This is a genomic window from Bacillus cereus group sp. N31, from assembly GCF_016483245.1.
Taxonomy (GTDB): domain Bacteria; phylum Bacillota; class Bacilli; order Bacillales; family Bacillaceae_G; genus Bacillus_A; species Bacillus_A toyonensis.
Genome location: NZ_JAEHCH010000001.1, coordinates 430,899 through 451,889, shown reverse-complemented (window position 1 = coordinate 451,889; position 20,991 = coordinate 430,899). Strand labels below are relative to the sequence as shown.

Here is a 20,991-nt window from a genome sequence, read left to right as displayed (position 1 = left end):
TTCCAGACCCACTCTCTCAAATGGCATGTATGCGATATTGTCTAGTAGGGGTCACCATACCTAATACGAGATTCGTTACGTAACTATCGAATGAAAACATTTTATTAGTATATGATAGCGGATATTATACTATTCTTAATTCGTCTTAAGAATTTAAAGATTATATGAAATACTATAACCAGCATAGATATCAGTGAAATTTAAAGAAGATGATTCCTGTTGGATACAGAAACCATCTTCTTACTGCCGCCTAACTTTTTTTATTGTCCTTTACAAAGGATACAGATTAAATAAATACATAACTTTTCATATAGCCATTAATCTTGTTTAATTTCATTGGCATAGATAATATTTTCCCATATAAAAAACCTTCTATAGCAAATAGAAAAGCCGCTAAAAATAATATCCCGAGGAATTTTTTCAGTAGCTTTCCTTATTGCACTAGGAATTTTTCATCCCATATACTTATCACAAAAGGATCCAATGTATTTTCACCGTAAAAACTCGTAGAAAATAATTAACTTGATTTTTTCCTTTTATTTTTTACGTTTCGATAAAATAAAGCTGCACTAAGCGGCATAACACCAAACCATTTATTTAAAAATGGCTCTTTTTCAGAGCGGCGTTGTTCTTTCTTTTGTTTACGATCTTCTTTTGGTGCATCCATATATGACACAAACTGCTGCGTCACAAAGCGAACATAATCATTAGTAGACATATTATCATCACCTCTACTTGATTAGTATGTCCACTTTTTTATTCATTAATCTTTTCCTTTAATTCATTCATAATTTGCTTTACTGACTTATTTGTCGTGTCGATATGAATATGTGCCTCTTCATAATACGCTCGGCGCGATTCGAATTTCGTTACAAATGCCTCTATATCTTTCTTCTGAAATAGTGGACGTGTCGTATCTTCACGAAGCCTTTCTGCAATTACATGCGGATCACAATATAAATACACGACAGTCCCGTTCTCTTTCATCCACTTTCGATTTTCCACTCGCTCAATAATCCCTCCACCAGTTGTAATGATTGCATTATGAACTGGTAGTGAACGTAACATCTCACTTTCATATTCTCGAAAAGTTATTTCGCCTTCTTCTGCAAAAATATTTCGAATTGCCTTCTCTTGCTTCTCTTCGATTTTTTGATCTGTATCTACAACATCCATTTGCAGTTCTTTACCTAACGCTTTTCCAATTGTTGTTTTCCCAGCTCCCATATAGCCGGTTATGTATATAGATTTCATTTTCTGTCCTCTCAATCGTCATGTATTAATTGTTATTATAACGAAAGATGCTACTTTGTTTAATAAAAAAACGTTTTGTTCTTCTTATACTAAGAAGAACAAAACGTAACATACTCGCTTTTACCTATAAGTACCTCTTCTCACCCACTGCGTTGCAATCCATTTCTCGCCTTTCGTTACAGGTGCCCCTCCGTGTAACGTAAGCTCATTTAGTGATTGATCTTGATAAAAATACTCAAAGTATACTGCCATTCCCTTTCTAGGGTGTACAGAAAGATTTAATTTCGGGAAGAACGTTTCTCCGCCTTCTTCTACATCATTTAAGTACATTACAAGCGTGCTAATACGATTATTAGCAGCTGATCTACTATGTTCCGCAAAATAATCATAGTGCGCTTTATATTGTTGATCCACTTCATAATTTAAAATGTGCAATCCTTCTCCATGCGTCACCGGAACATTCATGATAGATGAAATACGTTTTTCAATCTTCGAAGTAAGTTCATTCTCTTCCAAAAATGCGCCACTACTTGTTCGGATATCATTTACATCACGTGCTGAACCAATTGTAGAACGTTTTATTTTATTTTTAGACATTTCAATTAATTCGTCGCATTCTTCGTCACTTATTACATTTCCTAATACGACGATAAGAGGTTCTTCGAATTTCGAAATAATTTGTATTTCCCTATCTTCTGTCATAATCGTATTTCCTTTATGATCAAAAATAGTTTGTTCTTTATTTTCACCTATTTGATTGTTATTTGTCATTTCCCTATTCTCCCTAAAAAAAATGATTGGATAGCATGAATATATCATATTCTTTCTACCTTTCTCTTTTTTGAGAAAATTTAAACTTTTGATCGTTATATTTATCCATTTCCCAAAAGAAATTGAAGCTCTTCACAATGGAAATTCATGGTTTTACTCCGCATACTTTACCTGTCATCCTTCTATCCAATCAAATATTTTCTCATCATTTTTTCTATACCGAAAGCTCACCGTATAGAAAATTCTTTGTTTTGTCTCGCACTGCAAAGAAACGAGAATCATATCATTTTCAAATTCGTACTTTCCACTCACTTTTCCCTTTGTATATGGAAAGAAAAAGGTACCATCTCTTTCTGTTTTCTGTAAGTCTACTTTTATATCTGCAATAGCTCGATTAATCAACTCTTCCACTAAAAATTTTTGCTCTATTTCAGTATAAAATTTTTTATCAGAAAGCAACATATTCGTTTCGTATACAAAAAAAGAGGTTAATAAAATTAAAAAAATGATTGTTGCTGGCATTGTAAATCCATCTTGTTTTTTCATTCCTTTATTTCCATTTCGCTATATCTTACAACTACACCTTCATGTATTTTCCCACTAGTATCTTTCATATTTATAAAGAGCACATGAGGTGTTAGTTTGTACGAAACATTGCCAACCTTTTGTAATATAACTTCCCTTCCACGCATATTCACTTTTCTTATAAGATGATTATTCACTTTTTCATATATCACTTCATCCCCATTACGCAAACGGAAGCGTAAAATACTACCTTTATTTTCAAGGGCCATTATATGTTCCCCAAACGATACCTCACGAAACTCCAGTTGTACTTGGCCTAAAAACACATCCCACTCCCACTCATTTAATCCTTTTGAGTGTTTATTCTCCATTCCGATAAAATGAAGACTCGGTAAAAGTAAAAAGAACAGTGATACTAGAAACAAACATACGATCATTTCTATTAATGTAAATCCAACTTCTAATTTATTTTTCCTCCCACATAAAAACATTGTTCCATCATTCTTCCCTTCACATCTTTCCACATAGTACACACTTCACTTCCTCCCCAATATGTGTAATATACAAGTTCGTTTATAATTTTTTCTTTTACTCGCATTTCCTCATTCTCATACATATATAAAGCTGCTTCTTTTTTTAATAATACGAATGCCTTATAGCGGAGTTGTATATTTTTTCTTTCTTGCATGACCAATACTGTTTGCGGCAGTACTACCGATACCGCCATCATTAGTATGCTTAACGATACAAGCATTTCAGCCATTATGGATCCTTTTTGATATTTCACGATACGTAAATCTCCCTCTTCCGAGCTGAAATACAATCTCATATTTATAACTTCGATACGAAAGTAAAATTGTACCACCTCTATTAATATTTCCGCTCGGATTATATGTCATCGGATTTGGAAATGTATGCAAATCAATTTGTATATCGTTACCATAGTCTCTCGACACAATAAAATGATTCGTACCCGACTCCTCAATGTAATACGTGTTTTTCTCTTTATACCACCGTAGCGTATAGTAATTCTGACGATTTATCGCTAATTGTTGCATATACAAAATATCATTTGAAAATTGGCTCAAAAATTGTTCGACTTTTTGTTTTTTATATAATGAATGAACATTAAAATACGTAATCATACTTAAGACAGAAATTACAAATAAAACGAGCAACATTTCTAAAAGAGTAAATCCTTTTTGTTTCACAATGTCCCGATTGATACTGTGCCATCATCTGAAATATGAATAGATTCACCATTCGGACACTTATGAGTTGTAATATATTTTTCGTCACTTAGCTCTTTTAACGAAGGAATTTTATTATGCTGTAATTGATATACCTGTATTTGCGCTTCTATAGATTTCACATAGGCTGCGCATCCTTTTCCTTGAACTGATGAGCGCTGCTTCACTACATTCGGAATAATTAATAGTAATAATACAGTTATAACAACCATAACTAATAACATCTCTAACAGAGTAAATCCTTCCTCATTCTGCATGTAAATGCCTCCTAAATGGAATTCATCATTTGAAACATCGGCATAATCATCGCTAAATACATAAGAACAACTATTCCTCCAATGCATGTAAATAAAATCGGTTGAATGATAACTAACATACGTTTCATTTTTTGTTCCATCTTTTCTATAACAAGATCGCTATAGTCCTCTAATTCAACTGCCAAATTACCGTTTGCTTGTCCATGCCTAATAATATAAGAAAGTTCTTTTTCATAATAACCACTTTTAGCAATGATAGATTGTAACGATTCTCCTGCAATTAATTGCCGTTCAATTCGGGCCGCTTCATACTGAAAAAATCGATTATATTTTTGCTCCATCATTATTGTGAGTGCTTCGAGCACCGATAGTCCGCCGTACAATAAACCACTCAATTGAGTGGAGAAATAATGCGAATGCTTTAAAATAAGAAATACTTTTATGAGAGGAATACGAAGCATGATTTTTACCTGTTCAATATGTGGGAGTTTCCGAAAATAAAACAAATATACGCTACATCCAATAATAAAGATAAGAATACCGCTAAAAATAATGTAAGGTATTCGTTTAATTGCACTTAAAATTTGTTCTGTAAATAGCGGCACTGTAGAACCAAATGAACTATACACCATTTCAACCTGCGGTAATAAGATGAGATTGAAAACAGCAAGCATAATCATTAAAAAGAATGCTAATAGCATAGGATACTGCATTATTTTCATCATATCTTTCCTATACTTATCCTTCTTATAAAGAAGTGCGCTCCCTTGTTGCAATGCAAAAGAAATATCACCATGTTTCTCAGCATAAAATAAATAACTTAACATCTCCTGATGAAACATTAATTGATGAAATGAATCGTGTAGACTTCTCCCCTCTTTTAATCCCTCAATCATATGCTGTAATTGTACTTTCTTTTCTATGGGTAATTGAAACCGTAAAAATTCTAGTGCCTGCAAAAGGGAGTATCCTTTTTCTAATAATTCTCCTAATCGTTTCAACAATACTAATTGCTCACTTAAACTCCATGTTTTCTTAAACATAAACATCTTCTTCTAAAAATCCTAAAGCATACCCTTTTCGTATCGAAGATTCTAATGTTTCATGTTTGTACGTAACACATTCTCCGTTCGCTTCTTTAATCGCTTGTTGCAAATCATATCCATCTAACAACTCGTAAACGCTTGCTTGTCTTACTTGTCGCATTGATTTACATAAAATTGAGCACTTTCCTCTGCAAAATGGACACTTTAATTCAACAAGTCGCTGTGCAGCTACAGCCAATAAAGATTGTTCAATTTCTTGCCTCGTTATGCCATAATCCATAAATCTGAGTATCGCTCCTTTCGCATCATTCGTATGCAGGGTCGTCATTACTAAATGTCCAGTTAAACTTGCTCTTACAGCTATTTTTGCTGTTTCTTCATCTCGGATTTCACCAACTAATATAATATCTGGATCATGGCGTAAAATAGCCTTTAGTCCAGCCTCATATGTGATACCTGCTTTTTCATTTATTTGAATTTGTAATAAATCGTCTTTTCTTTTTTCAACTGGGTCTTCAAGTGTTACAATTCGACGTGTTTTCCTTTTTCTAATTACCTCTAATAATGCATACATTGTCGTTGTCTTCCCAGAACCAGTCGGTCCAGTAAATACGAGTAGACCATGTGAATAACGTAAAAAAGAGAGGAGTTTTTCCGCCGTACTTGGAAATAACGAAAGATGAGATAACGGCTGCACAGATGCTTGTAAATGAAGGCGAATCACGAGACTTTCTCGATATACAGTCGGAAGTGTTGAAAGGCGTAAATACACTTCTTGTCCATCAATTTGTAAATACAATGAACCATTTTGTGGCTTCCGCCTCTCTCCTATATCCATGGATGCCAAAAATTTAAAGTGCGAAACAAGTTTTTCTCCAAACTCCTTTTCAATACATTGTTTCGTAATTAAATCTTTTCCTATACGTAGCTGAACCGCTACATCCTTCTGCCGGGGCACAATATGTAAGTCCGATGCTTGTACCCTACACGCTTCTTTCAAAATTGTATTCGCAAAAATTTCAATTCCATTCATCATTTTCCCTCCTCACTATGTATATAGCATAAAAAAATGCACAATAAAAATTGGGACTTTTGTATTTTCACCTGAATAAAAAGGAAAATTATGTTTGTGAAATTATGAACAATTTCCGAATTATTGTCTGAAATTACCTATATGGAAGTTTATCTGTATTATAATGTTATTATCTTGGATAAAGTGATAAAGGTGGAGATCCTAATGGAACAAGCTTTAAAAATTACAGGTGTATTATCTGACCCAACTCGTTATTACATTTATAAATATATTTCTCAAAAACATAGTTACGTAACTGTACAAGAAATTGCAGATGAGTTTGACATTCATCCAAACGTAGCACGCTTACATTTATCTAAATTAGAAGATGTTCATATGCTTAAATCTGAAACAAAGAAAACTGGAAAGGGTGGAAGGCCAAGCAGATTATATGTATTATCTGATGATGTTATCCAATTGCAATTTCCATTCCGTGATTATCAATTATTAGCAAAAATAGCGTTCAATTCTCTCCTTAGCCTTGGAGCTGCTGGTGAAAAAGCGCTATACGAAACAGGAAAACAATTCGGAGCAGAATTAATGCAACAACATATGCACCGCTTAAATGTGAGTGAAGAAGACTTAACAGTAGAACAAAAAGTTCAAATTGCAAAAGAAGCTTTCTCAACAGCTGGTTTATCACCTGCATTTGAATTAAGTGCAGATGGAACAAAAATTTTCTATGATGTACACAATTGTCCATTTAAAGAAGTTGCTGTTCATCACCCAACTGAAATTTGTAATATGCATGGGGATATGATGAAAGGGATTTTTGAAATCCTATTCCCTAACATGGAATTAACACGAAATGATAGTCTACTAGATGGATGTAAATCTTGTAATTATAAATTAACAATTTAATTTCTCATATAAAAAGAAGCCAATTATAATTGGCTTCTTTTTATATGAACGAATATTTACAATAGTAAGAAAAATAAACTATAATGAGGAGAGGTTTACTTTTTCTAGAAAAGGAGGGAGATGGCATGGAGCGCATGTTTCGCGTTCTCGGCTTTTGGACTGGAATTTTCTCGGTTATGTTTTACGTAGGGGATATGCAACAGGCTGCACTACTATTTTTAGGACAAACAGGTTTCTTCGTACTTTTAAGTTATTTAAAATTAACAGAGCGTATGTATATATACGTATTTGGGGCCTACTTAACTGTTTTCTTCATAGGATTTACATACTACACGACGTTTTTACTTGTCCCTGGGGCTGGACATTAAAAGATGGCAATTTGCCATCTTTTTTTTAATCGCGGAATTTCCTAGTTGACTTATAGGTTTTATTACCTTATATTCTATATAACAGATTGGAATTAGGGGGAATCAACATGAATACACTGCTTGTCGGAATTAACGTTGCAGTCATGCTCATTTTAGTCGGCGTATTATATTATATGCAACGTAAGCATGTATCTTTTAATAAACGTGTATTTACTGCTTTAGGAGTCGGAATTTTATTTGGTCTTATATTACAATTTATTTATGAGCCTACTTCTAAAGTAATTATTGAATCAAATACTTGGTTTGGCTTAATCGGTAACGGTTATGTGAAATTGCTTCAAATGATCGTTATGCCACTTATTTTAGTATCTATTATTTCAGCCTTTACAAAATTACAATTAACGAAAAATCTTGGTAAAATCAGTGGCCTTATTATCGGAATTTTAATTCTTACTACAGGAATTGCTGCAGCTGTCGGAATCGCTGCAAGTGCAGGATTTGATGTATCAGCAACAGGCCTACAACAAGGTGATGCAGAATCTGCTCGTCTGAAACTAGTTGAAGAAAGATTTACTTCTATTGAAAAGACAACAATTCCAGACAAATTATTAGAGCTATTACCTACAAATCCATTTCTTGATTTAACAGGTGCTCGTCCAACATCAACAATTTCTGTCGTAATATTTGCAGCCTTTATCGGCATTGCCTTTATAGGTGTAAAACGAAAATATCCAGAACAAGCAGAGTTATTTAAGAAGATGCTTGATGCTGTATATGCAATCGTAATGCGTATGGTAACATTAATTTTACGCCTTACTCCATACGGCGTATTAGCTCTTATGGCAAAAACAGTTGCTGGTAGCGATATAAATGCTATTTTAAAACTTGGTAACTTCGTGTTAGCGTCTTACGTAGCACTTATCGTAATGTTCGTTATTCACTTATTATTAATTGCTCTATCTGGTTTAAATCCAATTCAATATTTGAAAAAGGTATTCCCTGTATTAACATTTGCATTCACATCTCGCTCTAGTGCTGGTGCAATGCCATTAAATATTGAAGCGCAAAAAGAAAAGCTTGGTATTTCCGAAGGGATTGCAAACTTCGCAGCTTCATTCGGAGTATCTATCGGTCAAAACGGTTGCGCAGGTATTTATCCAGCAATGCTTGCAATGATGGTCGCTCCAACTGTAGGAATTGATCCGTTACAACCACAATTTATTTTAACTTTAATCGCTGTCGTTGCTATTAGCTCATTCGGTGTTGCCGGTGTTGGTGGCGGTGCAACATTCGCAGCGTTAATCGTACTATCTACAATGAACTTACCAATTGGCATTGTCGCTCTTGTTATCTCGGTTGAACCATTAATCGATATGGGCCGTACAGCTCTTAACGTAAGTGGTTCTATGACAGCAGGTCTTATTTCTAGTAAATGGCTTGGTGAATTAGATCAAGATACGTACAATCAAGATGATACAAAAACTGGTGAAATTGCTTCATAATAAGAAAAAGACGCTAACATAAAACTGTTAGCGTCTTTTTTTACATCCCATCTTGAAAAGTATCACTCCAAGCATTCTTCTAGTTGCTCTTTTAACTCCTCCTCAATCTCATAATAAGAATAATCAACAAGTTTTCCTACTTTCTTACTCCCCCAAATTCTTGATTGAGTTAGCATTCCTAAAAGGATATTTTCACATTTCCAAATTGGAATGATATAAAAGTCAATCATCTCACCTTCTTCATCTACTATCGCCATAGAAACTGATGAATAATACCCCGTTTCAAAGGGATCCTCTTTTTCTCTTTCGAATCCAATGTCAAATTCCATACTTTTCTCAATATATAAATGCGCATACTCTCTAAAAAGTTTAAGTGATATTCGCTCTATCTCCTTTTCCATACATTGAATTTTCTCCTTCAATTCCAATGTAAAATCTCGTTCTTTATACTTCATTTCCGTCTCCTTACACATAGAAAAAGAGAATACAATAACATATTCTCTTTTCTCAAATATATTTCATTATCTCACAGCCCGTCCTTTTCACAAATAACCATTCTGCTCGCACCATTTATGAAATTGTCCTACGTCCACTCCAACTAACACGATATCCTTTAGCTCGACATCAATACTTTGTTCTCCAATTATAATAGCGAAGTGTGGTTTTAATTGTTCTTCGTTTTTCTTTACAATTCCAATTCGGTTCCGATGCGGTCCATCTTTTATATATGCTTTTTGCCCTACAATATCAAAGTTCAAGATTCTCACCTCTTTTACTGCGCTCAAATTGGAAATACAATCTCCACCTCGGAAAATTTCCTTTCATTGCACTATTTCTCTATATATATGACGAAACAATAAAAGAGTCCTTCCTTCTTTACAATTATTTTTTCTTTGTTTCATTTTTATGATTGAAACGTAAAGTTTATAATAAAATACACTTGGAAGCGCTTTCTATGTAATTTTTTATGTTATAATATAAAAGTAGAACTTCGTAAAGAGGGTTAAAAAATGAATACAAAAATAATAAAAAAAGTAATTGACGCATTAAAAGTATATGGCTTTCAGGATGTATCATTCTGTGACAAAACGAAACAATTTTTATTTTATAACGAAACGGATATTATGAGCGGCTATGCAGAAATAACATATAGTAGTCAATTTGAAAAATTTAACGTACAAATTCATCCAATTGAAACACATCATCAAGCAGAGTTACAAGAGGTTGAAAGACATATACAAGCTTGTATAAGAAAAGTGGAATATTTAAACGCACTTCTTACTGGGCAGACAAAACTAGATGATAAAATTATTATTATGTAAAAAAAAGAACGTGATATCCTCACGTTCTTTTTTCATTATACGTTCATCTTTTCCTTCAGTTGTAATCCTGTAATGGATTCTAATACATCCATCGCTTCTCCAAACGTCATATCAAAAATCGTCTTATCCTCTATGTATGGAAACTGTCTGAAACGCTTTTCTAACATCTTCACAGCATCTGATGTAAAGTTTGCACTATCAACACCAAATTCTGTTTCAAGAAGCACGATCCAATCTAACACATGAAAACCTAATCCATTTACGAATGAAATCAGTTTCTCTTCTGGTTGTGAAGATAAGAATACGTATCGCTCCATCTCACTGAATAGTTCTTCGCCTAAAACTTCTGCTAATTCATCATCATGTTCGCGTTCAATAATCTCTTCATATCCGTAATCATCAGTAAGCTCTTCTACTTCTTCACTATCTGCAAAAAGCAATTGACTAAGAAGCGCATCTTTCTTAAATTCACTCTTTTGTACCACTTCTAAAAAACTTGTTTCCCAACCATTTTCTAATTTCATATTATATAGCTCCTTTATATACTTTCCTTATCATCACTGTACCCAAAAGATTATCTTTATAACCTTTTAAACATCCACATTATTCATAACGTGAGCTACAAACTCTTTTGCATCCCCTTCAAAAATATGTACTTCTGGCAAATGGTAAAATGTTGTTTGCAGCGAATTTCCTTCATGATACATATATATTTTTTTCTCTAGTGCAATGGCCATTCCAAACTCTGTATGACTTCCATTTCCACCATCTAATATAAGTAAAAAGACATCAGCTTCCTTTATAGCATTCTTTTCCGCCTCACCAATTTCTCTTAATTGTTCTTGATTAACTGCTCTTTCGTTTTTTGTCCAATCATATGTATGGTGCCATCCTGCTTCTTTTAACTGGCCTGATACAAAACGAACAATGTGTTTATTTTGAAATCCCGATGCTATATAAAATTTCATTTATGTTCATCCTTTAAATATGTATGGGGAAACTCCTTTTAGCGTTACTTGCTATAGATATAATAAAGAACGACATCAAAAAAAATCCCCATCTTTAGAACTTATTTGCGTTTAAATGATGGGTTGCTTCATGGTCTTCTTTTATTTTTTGTTTTTTATAACTTTCATCAGCTAACATTTCTAGTTCTGCTGTTATTTCTGATTTTTCAAGCTCTCGTTCTTGCGAAAATTTCCTTGAAATATAAACAATCACACTACCAACGTACAACACAAAGCATATAATAAGTGCAGTATTTTCATAGAGACTTAGCTCCAACACAGTCACTCCTAATCCATTCGTATTTTCACGCTTAATCAATTGGAATTTCCCTACTAACCATTTGTTATTGTAACATAAAAATATCAATTCTTGGAATCTTTCATCCTATTAAAAAAGACATGATTGTATAATCATGCCTCTGAAATATGTTTAATAATAGTTTTAATCGCTTCTTCTCCATTGTATTTCTTTAATGCCCTTTTATACACCTCATTATTTTGATCTAACTCTTCGACATGCTTTATAAGAGAATTCATAGTAACATCTTCTTCGTACAATACTGAGGCATACCCTTGTTTTTCGAAGGATTCTGCATTTAAAATTTGATCTCCACGACTAGCAAATTTTGATAAGGGAATTAAAACCATTGGCTTTTCTAATGTTAAAAACTCAAAGATTGCATTGGATCCCGCACGTGAAATAACAAAATCTGTTGCCGCTAATATGTCTGGTAACTCCTCATGGATATATTCAAATTGTTTATATCCTTCTTTATTTTGTAAGCTTTCATCAAGATTACCTTTTCCGCAAAGGTGAACAATTTGATACTTTTTAAGAAGTTTTGGTAACGCTTCTCGAACTGTTTCATTGATTTTCTTCGCACCCAAACTTCCACCCATAATTGTAATAACCGGCTTTTTACGTGAAAAACTTACAAACGCTAAACCTTTTTCACGATTTCCCTTTAGCACTTCTTCACGTACAGGAGCTCCCGTATATATTACTTTTTCTTTCGGTAAATGTTTCGCTGCTTCCTCAAATGTAACAAATATTTTCGAAGCAAAACGGAGCGCAATTTTGTTTGCTAGTCCTGGTGTCATATCGGATTCATGCAATAAAACTGGGACTCTATTTAACCATCCTCCAATTACGACTGGTACAGATACGAAACCACCTTTTGAAAAAATTACATCCGGTTTTAGTTTTCGAATCCTTACATACGCATCCATAACCCCCTTCATTACAAGAAAAGGATCTTTTATATTTTTCAAATCAAAATAACGACGTAGCTTTCCACTCGCAATACTATAGTACGGAATGCCCTCTTTTTCTATAATCGCTTTCTCAATCCCTTGATGAGAACCAATATAAGAGATATCCCAATGCTGTTCTTGTAAATATGGAATGATGGCTAAATTAGGTGTTACATGCCCTGCCGAACCGCCACCTGTAAAGACTATTTTCTTCATACGTCTCCCCCTTCTACACTATAGTACACTAAAATACCTTGCCTCAGGGTGAGAAAATACCATAGCCGTTACTGATGCTTCTGGTTCCATCATGAATCCTTCCGTTAATGAAATACCTATTTCCTCTGGATGAATTAGACGGAACAATTTTTCTTGATCCGCAAGTTCTGGGCATGCTGGATAACCAAATGACACACGTATTCCTCTATATTTCGTACGGAAACGCTCTTCCATCGTCAGTTCAGGTGAATCTGGAATGCCCCAGCGGTCACGAATGAGCATATGTGTTTTTTCAGCAAGCCCCTCTGCTAATTCAAGCGCTAACGATTGAATTGCATGACTGCGTAAATAATCTCCCTTCGCCTTCCACTCCTCAGCAATATCCCGAACTCCTTCCCCAACAGTAACAGATAAGAAAGCGACATAGTCCATCTCATCTCCAATAGGGCGCAAATAATCACCTAAAGTACGGTATGGTGCTTTTCCTTGTCTAGGAAATGTGAAACGCTCTATTACGCGCGTATGATCTTCTGGATCATATATTACGATGTTTTGTCCATCGCTTTGCGCTGGGAAAAATTGATACACTGCTTTCGGTTTTAACCAAGATTGTCCTTCCACCAATAATTCGTCTATTAAATCATTTAATTCGTGCGCTCTTTTATCCCCCTCTTTCAAAAGCTTCTTCACATTTCCTTTTAATCCAAGGTGATGTCCAAGTAACATTTGTCTATTTAAAAATGGGGCAAGATGTGAGACAGGAACATCTCGTAATACAATTCGTTTTGTTGAATCAGGCACCATAACCTCTGATTTTGGTAATGGCTCAATTACTGCTGGAATTTCCACTTTCTTCTCTTCTTTTTTTACGATATGAAGATGACGTTCTTTTTTATCCTGTTTCATCTTCTCACGCTCTTCTTCTTTTTGAAGCTTATTAATAATATCAAGACCTGTCATCGCATCGCTCGCATAACATACGAGCCCCTTATACGATGGAGAAATACGATTATCTGTAAACTTTCTCGTTAACGCTGCACCACCAACAACAATTGGAATATCAATATTCGCCGCTTTTAAATCCTCAGCAGTTGTTACCATTTGTTGTGCTGATTTTACTAGCAAGCCAGAAAGACCTATAATATCAGGTTTTTTTTCTTGCACTTCTTGAACGATTCGATCCGAACGAACATTAATTCCTAAATTAATAATCTCATATCCGTTATTTGATAAAATAATTTCAACAAGATTTTTCCCAATATCATGTACGTCCCCTTTAACGGTCGCTAATAATACTTTTCCTTTTTTCGCACTATCGCTAGATTCCATATGCGGCTCCAAATAACTTACAGCAGCTTTCATACTTTCAGCACTTTGCAATACTTCAGCAACTATAAGTTCATTATTATTAAATAATCGTCCAACCTCATCCATTCCTGTCATAAGTGGACCATTAATAATATCCAAAGGTTTTCTTCCCTCTGTCAGCGCGAGACTTAAATCTTCATGTAATCCTTGCTTTGTACCTTCTACAATATAGTTGGCTAGTCGCTCATCAAGCGTTAATGTTTCTTGAACAACAACCTCTTTCTTTTTAGCAACACGATAAAAATTCGTAAATTCTTCTAACGTCTCTTTCGTCGTTTCAAATAATAATGCATCTGCAAGACGTTTTTCTTCCTCTGGAATTAACGCATAGCGCTCTAATTTCTCAGTATTAACAATCGCATAATCTAATCCTGCTTTCGTTGCATGATATAAAAAGACAGAATTTAACACTTCACGTCCAGCTGGTGGTAAACCAAATGATATATTACTCACACCTAAAATCGTTAAACATTCTGGTAACGCTTCTTTAATAAGTCGAATTCCTTCTATCGTCGCTGCCGCTGAACCGATGTATTCTTCATCACCTGTCCCTACTGGAAATACAAGTGCATCAAAAATAATATCTGACGGGCGTATACCATATTTCGTCGTCAATAATTCATAACTTCTTTTCGCAATTTCTAGTTTTCTTTCAGCACTTACTGCCATACCATCTTCGTCAATTGTCCCAACTACAATTGCGGCACCATACTTGCGAAGCAGTGGCGTTACCTTTTCAAAACGCTCTTCTCCATCTTCTAAGTTAATAGAGTTAATAACAGCTTTCCCTTGAATATAAGTAAGTGCTCTCGCCATTACATTTTCATCTGTTGAATCAATCATAATCGGTACTTTTAACACTTTTGTAACTTCTGATAAGAATTTTTCCATATCTTCTATTTCATCACGGTCAGGGTCTGCCATACAAATATCAATAATATGAGCATTTTTCTTCACTTGTGCTCTTGCCACTTCAGCAGCCTCTTCAAATTTACCTTCTGCCACTAATCGTTTAAATTTACGTGACCCTATAACATTCGTTCTTTCACCCACAAATAACGGTCTCATAGACTCATCATATTGCAGCGCCTCTAATCCACTAATTCCATGTCCGGCTCGTTCATTTTGCTCACGCGGTGTAAGAGATGCTAGCGCTTCTTTCATTGCTTTTATATGTTCTGGTGTTGTGCCGCAACAACCACCAATAATATTAATCCATCCTTCTTCAGCAAATCGCTTCACTTTTTCAGCGAGAGAAGATGGAGATTCATGATAATGTCCATCTTCATCAGGAAGACCTGCATTTGGATAACAAGAAATGTAACACTCCGATAAATCAGATAAAGAACGAATATGGTCTCTCATAAACTCCGGACCAGTCGCACAGTTTAATCCAACAGATAATGGCTTCATATGTTCTACGGATAAGTAAAAAGCCTCAATTGTTTGCCCAGCCAGAATCGTCCCCATCGGCTCAATCGTCCCAGAGATCATAATAGGAACAATTTTATTTAGTTCTTCAAAAGCAGCTTGAATTCCAATATAAGCAGCTTTCACATTACGCATATCTTGACTCGTCTCAACGAGTAACACATCAACTTCGCCATTTAATAATCCCCTCGCCTGCCTAGTATAAGCTTCTATTAGTTCTTCAAATGTAACTCCTCCTGTAACACTAATTGCTTTCGTTGTCGGTCCCATCGCACCTGCAACATATACTTCATTCCCGCTTTCTTTAACAGCTCGTTTCGCTAATCGTGCTGCCTTTTCATTTAGTTCTTCATCTAAATGAGACAGCTCATAATCACTTAATACGATATTTGTCGCCCCAAATGTATTTGTTTCAATAATGTCAGCTCCAGCTTCAATATAAGCTTTATGAATCTTTAAAATAACATCCGGCCTTGTTTCTACTAAATATTCATTACAGCCCTCGTACTCTTCTCCTCCGAAATCTTCCGCAGTTAAGTCCTCTTGTTGTATCATTGTCCCCATTGCACCGTCTAATATTAAAATGTTATTTTGTAATTTTTCTTCTATACACTTCATCAATTAATACCTTCTTTCACTTCTTGCTTTTCTCTCACATATTTAACAAGATGTTCTGTAATTTCATATTTTAGAAATGGTGTAATTAAATAGATACCGTTAAAATATTTCATCGCTGCATCGATCAACTCTTGTGAAATACGAATCCCTTCCTCGATAGCTGCCTCTTTCGTTTCGTGTCCATCCATTCTCTCTCTTATTTCTTCAGGAAGAGTAATACCCGGCACCTCAAAATGGAGAAAGTCTGCATTCCGCTTACTTACTAATGGCATAATTCCAATAAAAATAGGTTGTTCCAAATGTTTTGTTGCTTCATATACTTCTTCTATTAAAGCAACATCATATATCGGCTGTGTTAAGAAATATTCAGCCCCAGCATCTATTTTTCGTTCCATTCGCTTTACCGCTGCTTTTAAATGCCTTACGTGAGGATTAAAAGCACCTCCGACTGAAAACCTTGTTGCCGGTCCAATGGATTTCCCTAAAATGGAACGTCCATCGTTCATTTCTTTAATCATTTTAATTAACTCTATAGAGGACAGATCATATACAGAAGTTGCTCCCGGAAAATCACCAACGCGCGCTGGATCACCAGTTAAAGCTAATACTTCCTCCATACCTAGCGCTGATAAACCTAGTAAATGAGATTGTAGTCCAATGACGTTATGGTCTCTACACGTTAAATGTGTCAATACTGGAATATCGTGCTTCGTTAATAGTGCGCCCATTGCCATATTCGAAACACGAGGCGATGCTAATGAATTATCTGCTAGAGTAATAGCGTCTGCTCCCGCTCTTTTTAACGCTCTTGCTCCTTCAAAAAACCGCTGTGTATCTAACGTTTTCGGCGGATCTAATTCCACTACAACTGTCGTTTGTTTTTTTGCCTTTTCCGCAAGAGTAACCTGTGCCTTCGAACGCTTCTCGTGTGTATGAACTACTTTCGGTCTTTGAATCGTGTCTTTTTCTATTACAGGTGTAACATTCGCAACAGCGCGCTTCATACTTTGAATATGTTCTGGAGTCGTACCACAACACCCCCCCAATAACCGAATACCTTGCTCAATAAATTTTGGTGTCATCGCTTCGAAATAAGCTGGGCTTCCCTCATATACGTAACGCCCCTCCACATAATTTGGGAGACCTGCATTTGGGTATGCTGATAAATAGCCATTCTGCGGAATCGATATCATTTTGAAAGCTTCCGTCATATGAAGTGGCCCTAGTTGACAGTTCAATCCAACAACATTTGCACCGTAATCTATAAGCTGCTTTAATATTTCATTGACATCATTTCCATTTTGAGTCGTACCTGCTTCATGTAACGCTACTTGAGCAACAATCGGAATATTCGTTTGCTTACGCAATACTTTAACGGCATGAAGTAATTCAAATTCATCGTAAAAAGTTTCTAATAGTAATCCATCAACCTGTTCTTCTAGTAAAGCACCTGCCTGTTCAAGTAGCATAAATTCTCGCTCCATATCAGTCGTTGTGACAGCTCCGATATGTTTCATACCACCGATTGTTCCTAAAATTGCATTTCTGTTTGTAACAGATGCTTTCGCAAGCTTCACTGCCGCTTTATTAATTTGAACAACTTGATTTTCTAAGCCATACATACGTAATTTCGCCTCATTTGCTCCATACGTATTTGTTTGAATCACATCTGCACCAGCAGCTACATATTGTTTATGAATCGATATAATTAGGTCTGGATCAGATACATTCAATTCTTCAAAACTACTTTGCAAACCATGTGAATGTAATAACGTTCCAACCGCACCATCACCTATTACAATTCCTTTTGATAATAAATCTAGTAATTTCACGAATCTCCCTCATTTCTATCAATATAAAAACCCCCTCTTCACTTTGAAGAGGGGGACATAATTGTTCCGCCTCTTATTATGCAAAACATTCGTTTTGCAGGTATTAGCACCGTTTCAAACATTTCGTTTGAAGGTTGCCGGGTTTCACAGGGCCTTTCCCTCCACCGCTCTCAATAAGAGTTGTCTTTATTATTTTATTTATGTAGCTAAAAGGAAATGCGTTCCCCTTTTAACAATGTTTGTTAATTTTTTATAAATTTAGCATGCACAAATATAAAAGTCAATGACACTTGCGGAAAAATAAAAATTATTTAAAATAAAGTTGCAATTCAATTAACTTTTGTTGTAAAGTTAAAAACATAATAAAAATTTCATACGAACATTCTTATCTAGAGAGGTAGAGGGACTGGCCCTATGACGCCTCAGCAACCATTAACATTTGTTAATAAGGTGCTAATTCCAGCAAATTGTGAAAGATTTGACAGATGAGAAGAAGACTCTATTCAATCCAAAAGCCTTCTTCTTAGAAGGCTTTTTTTATTTTATATTCAACTACTGGTTCAATTTAAAAAGGAGGAATTTTTACATGTCAACTATCGAAACAAAACTAGCACAAATCGGAAATCGTAGCGAAACTACAACAGGAACTGTTAATCCACCCGTTTATTTCTCAACCGCTTATCGTCACGAAGGACTTGGTAAATCTACCGGCTTTGACTATTCACGAACTGGAAATCCAACTCGTGGTCTTTTAGAACAGGCAATCGCAGACTTAGAATATGGCCAACAAGGTTATGCCTGTAGTTCAGGTATGGCAGCTGTTCTCCTCGTCCTTTCATTATTCCGTTCTGGAGATGAACTTATTGTATCCGAAGATTTATACGGGGGAACGTATCGCTTATTTTCCGAACACGAAAAAAAGTGGAATGTTCGATGTAGATACGTAAATACACAATCTATTAAACAAATTGAGCAAGCTATCACAACTGAAACGAAGGCTATTTTCATAGAAACTCCGACTAATCCATTAATGCAAGTTACTGATATTGCCGCTGTCGCAACTGTAGCGAAAAGACACAGACTACTTCTTATCGTAGACAATACATTCTACACGCCTTATATACAGCAGCCATTAACAGAAGGTGCTGACATCGTACTTCATAGTGCAACGAAATATTTAGGTGGGCATAATGATGTATTAAGCGGACTTGTCGTTGCAAAAGGAAAGGAACTTTGTGAGGAAATCGCTCATTATCATAATGCCTCCGGTGCTGTCTTAAGCCCATTTGACTCATGGCTATTAATTCGTGGTATGAAAACTTTAGCGCTTCGCATGAAACAACATGAAGAAAATGCGAAAGCAGTTGTTGCTTATTTAAATGATGAGGATGGTGTGACAGATGTCTTTTATCCAGGGAGAGGCGGTATGATTTCATTCCGACTTAAAGATGAAGCTTGGATTAATCCATTCTTACAATCTTTATCCTTAATCACATTTGCCGAAAGTCTTGGTGGTGTAGAAAGTTTAATGACTTATCCAGCAACGCAAACACATGCTGATATTCCAGAAGAAATCAGAACGGCGAACGGTGTATGTAATCGTCTTCTTCGATTCTCCGTCGGCATTGAAAACAGTAATGATTTAATTCAAGACTTAAATCAAGCCATTAAACTTGTAAAAGAAGGTGTGAGAATATGAGTTATTCTATAGATACACTCTTACTACACAACCAATATAAACACGATGCACAAACAGGAGCTGTTAACGTTCCCATTTATAACACATCAACATTTCACCAGTTTGATGTAGATACTTTTGGCAAATACGACTATAGCCGATCTGGAAATCCAACTCGTGAAGCTCTGGAAGATATCATTGCTTTATTAGAAGGCGGAACAAAAGGATTCGCCTTTGCCTCAGGCATTGCAGCGATTTCTACTGCTTTTCTCCTTCTTTCACAAGGCGATCACGTTCTCATTTCAGAAGACGTATACGGAGGCACTTATCGAATTATAACTGAAGTACTCTCCCGTTACGGTGTTTCACATACATTTGTTGATATGACCAATTTAGAAGAAATAAAGCAAAATATTAAATCGAATACGAAACTCTTTTATGTAGAAACACCATCTAACCCACTTTTAAAAGTAACAGATATTCGCGAGGTTTCTAAACTCGCAAAATCTATTGGTGCTCTTACATTTGTTGATAATACTTTTTTGACACCATTATTCCAGAAGCCACTTGATCTTGGCGCCGATGTCGTTCTTCATAGTGCTACAAAATTTATTGCTGGTCACAGTGATGTTACTGCCGGATTAGCGGTCGTAAAAGATGCCGAACTCGCTCAAAAGCTTGGATTTTTACAAAATGCATTTGGCGCTATTTTAGGACCTCAAGATTGTTCTCTCGTACTTCGCGGTCTAAAAACATTACATGTACGTCTTGAGCACTCAGCTGCAAATGCCAATAAAATTGCACACTATTTACAAGAGCATGCTAAAGTACAAAATGTCTATTATCCGGGATTACAAACACATCTTGGATTTAATATTCAACAATCTCAAGCAACGTCAGCTGGAGCGGTCTTATCGTTTACTTTGCAGTCAGAAGATGCACTCCGCCAATTTTTATCAAAAGTAAAATTACCTGTTTTTGCAGTGAGTTTAGGAGCTGTCGAATCGATTCTTTCCTACCCAGCTAAAATGTCCCACGCCGCACTGTCGCAAAAAGCTCGTGATGAAAGAGGTATCTCTAATTCATTACTTCGCTTATCAGTCGGTCTTGAAAATGTTAACGATTTAATATCCGATTTTGAAAATGCCCTCTCTTATGTAGAAGAACCTGTAAATGCGTAGAGAGAAAAGAAGATATGAGATTAAGTTTTCATATCTTCTTTTTAGTGTTTTTTCTTTTTGTACTCAAATTTTTTGTCTTCTTCAACCATCCTCCTCGTTAGTCTAATGAGGGGTAGCGTCAGGAAAATGCGGATTTACAACGCTAAGGAAATATCACTTATTAAAAAAAGCCGATTCC

24 protein-coding genes, 1 pseudogene and 2 riboswitches are annotated in these 20,991 nt (G+C 35.4%); of the genes and pseudogenes, 7 read left to right on the top strand and 18 right to left on the bottom strand.

The genetic code is table 11. The annotated features are described in order from the left end of the window. Window positions 1-149: 149 nt before the first annotated feature. A pseudogene (locus JDS81_RS30885) lies at window positions 150-254 on the top strand (IS3 family transposase); the annotation flags it as partial. A gap of 263 nt (window positions 255-517) precedes the next feature. On the opposite strand, the gene JDS81_RS02405 reads toward JDS81_RS30885, so the two are convergent. The 10 genes from JDS81_RS02405 to comGA all read right to left on the bottom strand — a co-directional run bounded on the left by JDS81_RS02405 (window position 518) and on the right by comGA (window position 6,136). Then, a complete protein-coding gene (locus JDS81_RS02405; protein WP_000106086.1) occupies window positions 518-718 on the bottom strand; it encodes a YqzE family protein in 201 nt (66 codons plus the stop codon). Between the two features lie 38 nt (window positions 719-756). Beyond that, on the bottom strand, window positions 757-1,254 hold the full coding sequence (locus JDS81_RS02400; protein ID WP_097952966.1) for a shikimate kinase: 498 nt from the start codon (window positions 1,252-1,254) through the stop codon (window positions 757-759). 120 nt (window positions 1,255-1,374) lie between these two features. After that, window positions 1,375-2,025: a 2OG-Fe(II) oxygenase gene (locus tag JDS81_RS02395; RefSeq protein ID WP_098911397.1), complete on the bottom strand. Its 651-nt coding sequence runs from the start codon at window positions 2,023-2,025 to the stop codon at window positions 1,375-1,377. Between the two features lie 174 nt (window positions 2,026-2,199). Next, window positions 2,200-2,571, bottom strand: coding sequence for a competence type IV pilus minor pilin ComGG (comGG, locus tag JDS81_RS02390; RefSeq protein WP_000743703.1), 372 nt, complete (start codon window positions 2,569-2,571; stop codon window positions 2,200-2,202). Then, window positions 2,568-3,041 carry a competence type IV pilus minor pilin ComGF gene (gene comGF, locus JDS81_RS02385; RefSeq protein WP_000477948.1) on the bottom strand — a complete coding sequence of 158 codons (474 nt, stop codon included), beginning with the start codon at window positions 3,039-3,041 and terminating at the stop codon, window positions 2,568-2,570. Before comGF ends, comGG begins: the two co-directional genes overlap by 4 nt. Beyond that, window positions 3,011-3,313 (bottom strand): competence protein ComG, encoded by a 303-nt coding sequence (locus tag JDS81_RS02380; protein ID WP_141499334.1) that lies wholly within the window; start codon window positions 3,311-3,313, stop codon window positions 3,011-3,013. The genes comGF and JDS81_RS02380 overlap by 31 nt, the downstream gene beginning before the upstream one ends. After that, complete coding sequence (gene comGD, locus JDS81_RS02375; protein ID WP_097952962.1) at window positions 3,306-3,761, bottom strand: competence type IV pilus minor pilin ComGD; 456 nt, start codon at window positions 3,759-3,761, stop codon at window positions 3,306-3,308. Before comGD ends, JDS81_RS02380 begins: the two co-directional genes overlap by 8 nt. Further along, window positions 3,758-4,057, bottom strand: a complete 300-nt coding sequence (comGC, locus tag JDS81_RS02370) for a competence type IV pilus major pilin ComGC (protein WP_001178691.1) — start codon at window positions 4,055-4,057, stop codon at window positions 3,758-3,760. Before comGC ends, comGD begins: the two co-directional genes overlap by 4 nt. Before the next feature lie 11 nt (window positions 4,058-4,068). After that, complete coding sequence (gene comGB / locus JDS81_RS02365; protein WP_275952053.1) at window positions 4,069-5,106, bottom strand: competence type IV pilus assembly protein ComGB; 1,038 nt, start codon at window positions 5,104-5,106, stop codon at window positions 4,069-4,071. After that, window positions 5,093-6,136 carry a competence type IV pilus ATPase ComGA gene (comGA, locus tag JDS81_RS02360; RefSeq protein WP_001013173.1) on the bottom strand — a complete coding sequence of 348 codons (1,044 nt, stop codon included), beginning with the start codon at window positions 6,134-6,136 and terminating at the stop codon, window positions 5,093-5,095. Before comGA ends, comGB begins: the two co-directional genes overlap by 14 nt. Window positions 6,137-6,340: 204 nt before the next feature. On the opposite strand from comGA, the gene JDS81_RS02355 reads away from it, so the two are divergent. The 3 genes from JDS81_RS02355 to JDS81_RS02345 all read left to right on the top strand — a co-directional run bounded on the left by JDS81_RS02355 (window position 6,341) and on the right by JDS81_RS02345 (window position 8,906). Further along, complete coding sequence (locus JDS81_RS02355; RefSeq protein ID WP_000434114.1) at window positions 6,341-7,036, top strand: helix-turn-helix transcriptional regulator; 696 nt, start codon at window positions 6,341-6,343, stop codon at window positions 7,034-7,036. Window positions 7,037-7,161: 125 nt separating this feature from the next. Beyond that, window positions 7,162-7,404, top strand: a complete 243-nt coding sequence (locus tag JDS81_RS02350) for a DUF2626 domain-containing protein (protein ID WP_000440717.1) — start codon at window positions 7,162-7,164, stop codon at window positions 7,402-7,404. A gap of 107 nt (window positions 7,405-7,511) precedes the next feature. Beyond that, entirely contained in the window at window positions 7,512-8,906 is a 1,395-nt protein-coding gene (locus tag JDS81_RS02345) for an L-cystine transporter (protein WP_001094345.1), read from the top strand. Window positions 8,907-8,968: 62 nt separating this feature from the next. Here JDS81_RS02345 and JDS81_RS02340 read toward each other — a convergent pair whose 3' ends face one another. Further along, window positions 8,969-9,361 carry a hypothetical protein gene (locus JDS81_RS02340; RefSeq protein ID WP_097952958.1) on the bottom strand — a complete coding sequence of 131 codons (393 nt, stop codon included), beginning with the start codon at window positions 9,359-9,361 and terminating at the stop codon, window positions 8,969-8,971. A gap of 87 nt (window positions 9,362-9,448) precedes the next feature. Continuing rightward, entirely contained in the window at window positions 9,449-9,664 is a 216-nt protein-coding gene (locus JDS81_RS02335; RefSeq protein ID WP_001008324.1) for a DUF3912 family protein, read from the bottom strand. A gap of 252 nt (window positions 9,665-9,916) precedes the next feature. Here JDS81_RS02335 and JDS81_RS02330 point away from each other — a divergent pair, with 252 nt between their 5' ends. Next, window positions 9,917-10,228: a hypothetical protein gene (locus JDS81_RS02330; protein WP_001092835.1), complete on the top strand. Its 312-nt coding sequence runs from the start codon at window positions 9,917-9,919 to the stop codon at window positions 10,226-10,228. Between the two features lie 35 nt (window positions 10,229-10,263). Here the strand turns inward: JDS81_RS02330 and JDS81_RS02325 are convergent, their stop codons facing one another. From JDS81_RS02325 to JDS81_RS02300, 6 genes are all read right to left on the bottom strand, one after another. Beyond that, window positions 10,264-10,752 (bottom strand): hypothetical protein, encoded by a 489-nt coding sequence (locus JDS81_RS02325; RefSeq protein WP_000764243.1) that lies wholly within the window; start codon window positions 10,750-10,752, stop codon window positions 10,264-10,266. A 66-nt stretch (window positions 10,753-10,818) separates the two neighbouring features. Next, entirely contained in the window at window positions 10,819-11,196 is a 378-nt protein-coding gene (locus JDS81_RS02320; protein WP_097952956.1) for a nucleoside 2-deoxyribosyltransferase, read from the bottom strand. Between the two features lie 94 nt (window positions 11,197-11,290). Further along, a complete protein-coding gene (locus tag JDS81_RS02315) occupies window positions 11,291-11,551 on the bottom strand; it encodes a DUF3966 domain-containing protein (RefSeq protein WP_079519680.1) in 261 nt (86 codons plus the stop codon). Between the two features lie 95 nt (window positions 11,552-11,646). Further along, window positions 11,647-12,705 (bottom strand): undecaprenyldiphospho-muramoylpentapeptide beta-N-acetylglucosaminyltransferase, encoded by a 1,059-nt coding sequence (locus JDS81_RS02310; protein WP_097952954.1) that lies wholly within the window; start codon window positions 12,703-12,705, stop codon window positions 11,647-11,649. An 18-nt stretch (window positions 12,706-12,723) separates the two neighbouring features. Continuing rightward, window positions 12,724-16,122, bottom strand: coding sequence for a methionine synthase (metH, locus tag JDS81_RS02305; protein ID WP_097952952.1), 3,399 nt, complete (start codon window positions 16,120-16,122; stop codon window positions 12,724-12,726). Then, window positions 16,122-17,954: a bifunctional homocysteine S-methyltransferase/methylenetetrahydrofolate reductase gene (locus JDS81_RS02300; RefSeq protein ID WP_000770362.1), complete on the bottom strand. Its 1,833-nt coding sequence runs from the start codon at window positions 17,952-17,954 to the stop codon at window positions 16,122-16,124. Before JDS81_RS02300 ends, metH begins: the two co-directional genes overlap by 1 nt. A 70-nt stretch (window positions 17,955-18,024) precedes the next feature. Next, a riboswitch (SAM riboswitch) is annotated at window positions 18,025-18,134 on the bottom strand. A 202-nt stretch (window positions 18,135-18,336) separates the two neighbouring features. Beyond that, window positions 18,337-18,446, top strand: a riboswitch (SAM riboswitch). Window positions 18,447-18,540: 94 nt separating this feature from the next. Between JDS81_RS02300 and metI the strand changes: the two genes are divergently transcribed. Then, window positions 18,541-19,653, top strand: a complete 1,113-nt coding sequence (gene metI, locus JDS81_RS02295; RefSeq protein WP_000103906.1) for a cystathionine gamma-synthase/O-acetylhomoserine thiolyase — start codon at window positions 18,541-18,543, stop codon at window positions 19,651-19,653. Continuing rightward, on the top strand, window positions 19,650-20,813 hold the full coding sequence (gene metC, locus JDS81_RS02290) for a cystathionine beta-lyase (RefSeq protein ID WP_000122267.1): 1,164 nt from the start codon (window positions 19,650-19,652) through the stop codon (window positions 20,811-20,813). The genes metI and metC overlap by 4 nt, the downstream gene beginning before the upstream one ends. Window positions 20,814-20,991: the final 178 nt, after the last annotated feature.

Bases quoted from the DNA above. Each gene is read 5' to 3' on its own strand.
- comGG (WP_000743703.1), bottom strand. From the start codon at position 2,571: ATGAAAAAACAAGATGGATTTACAATGCCAGCAACAATCATTTTTTTA.
- metH (WP_097952952.1), bottom strand. From the start codon at position 16,122: ATGAAGTGTATAGAAGAAAAATTACAAAATAACATTTTAATATTAGAC.
- comGA (WP_001013173.1), bottom strand. From the start codon at position 6,136: ATGAATGGAATTGAAATTTTTGCGAATACAATTTTGAAAGAAGCGTGT.
- JDS81_RS02380 (WP_141499334.1), bottom strand. From the start codon at position 3,313: ATGGCTGAAATGCTTGTATCGTTAAGCATACTAATGATGGCGGTATCG.
- JDS81_RS02395 (WP_098911397.1), bottom strand. From the start codon at position 2,025: ATGACAAATAACAATCAAATAGGTGAAAATAAAGAACAAACTATTTTT.
- JDS81_RS02355 (WP_000434114.1), top strand. From the start codon at position 6,341: ATGGAACAAGCTTTAAAAATTACAGGTGTATTATCTGACCCAACTCGT.
- JDS81_RS02400 (WP_097952966.1), bottom strand. From the start codon at position 1,254: ATGAAATCTATATACATAACCGGCTATATGGGAGCTGGGAAAACAACA.
- JDS81_RS02340 (WP_097952958.1), bottom strand. From the start codon at position 9,361: ATGAAGTATAAAGAACGAGATTTTACATTGGAATTGAAGGAGAAAATT.
- JDS81_RS02325 (WP_000764243.1), bottom strand. From the start codon at position 10,752: ATGAAATTAGAAAATGGTTGGGAAACAAGTTTTTTAGAAGTGGTACAA.
- JDS81_RS02310 (WP_097952954.1), bottom strand. From the start codon at position 12,705: ATGAAGAAAATAGTCTTTACAGGTGGCGGTTCGGCAGGGCATGTAACA.
- metC (WP_000122267.1), top strand. From the start codon at position 19,650: ATGAGTTATTCTATAGATACACTCTTACTACACAACCAATATAAACAC.
- JDS81_RS02320 (WP_097952956.1), bottom strand. From the start codon at position 11,196: ATGAAATTTTATATAGCATCGGGATTTCAAAATAAACACATTGTTCGT.
- JDS81_RS02330 (WP_001092835.1), top strand. From the start codon at position 9,917: ATGAATACAAAAATAATAAAAAAAGTAATTGACGCATTAAAAGTATAT.
- JDS81_RS02350 (WP_000440717.1), top strand. From the start codon at position 7,162: ATGGAGCGCATGTTTCGCGTTCTCGGCTTTTGGACTGGAATTTTCTCG.
- metI (WP_000103906.1), top strand. From the start codon at position 18,541: ATGTCAACTATCGAAACAAAACTAGCACAAATCGGAAATCGTAGCGAA.
- comGF (WP_000477948.1), bottom strand. From the start codon at position 3,041: ATGTTTTTATGTGGGAGGAAAAATAAATTAGAAGTTGGATTTACATTA.
- comGB (WP_275952053.1), bottom strand. From the start codon at position 5,106: ATGTTTATGTTTAAGAAAACATGGAGTTTAAGTGAGCAATTAGTATTG.
- JDS81_RS02405 (WP_000106086.1), bottom strand. From the start codon at position 718: ATGTCTACTAATGATTATGTTCGCTTTGTGACGCAGCAGTTTGTGTCA.
- JDS81_RS02345 (WP_001094345.1), top strand. From the start codon at position 7,512: ATGAATACACTGCTTGTCGGAATTAACGTTGCAGTCATGCTCATTTTA.
- comGC (WP_001178691.1), bottom strand. From the start codon at position 4,057: ATGCAGAATGAGGAAGGATTTACTCTGTTAGAGATGTTATTAGTTATG.